This window comes from Paludisphaera soli, from assembly GCF_011064595.1.
Lineage (GTDB): Bacteria > Planctomycetota > Planctomycetia > Isosphaerales > Isosphaeraceae > Paludisphaera > Paludisphaera soli.
In genome coordinates, this window is the sequence record NZ_JAALJI010000170.1 from 1 (window position 1) to 322 (window position 322).

Genomic DNA, 322 nt, shown 5'->3' on the forward strand with positions numbered 1-322 from the left:
AGGGCGACGTCCATGGCGGCGACGGCGGCCCCCATCAGGTCCTCCCAACGGGGGTGGAGGCGGTGGGACCAGGAGTGCGACCGGAAGTAGTGCCACAGGTTCTCGATCGGGTTCAGCTCGGGCGAGTACGGCGGCAAGCGGATCAGCGAGACGTTCTCCGGCACCTCCAGCGCCCCGGCCACGTGGAACCCCGCCCCGCCCCAGATCAGCACGGCGTGCACCTCCGGGGCGAGCCGGCGCGAGAGCTCGGCCAGGAAGGCGTCGATCGCCTCCGCGTCCAGTCCGGGCATGATGATCCCGGACGTCGCCCCGGTGGCGGGGC

The 322-nt window shown here is 72.7% G+C and carries 1 protein-coding gene; it reads right to left on the reverse strand.

Annotated elements, in window-relative coordinates; genetic code table 11:
- Positions 1-290, reverse strand: a 290-nt coding sequence (locus G6O68_RS32175; protein WP_206108310.1) for a transposase, incomplete at its 3' end; no start/stop codon positions are given.
- Between the last annotated feature and the right edge of the window lie 32 nt (positions 291-322).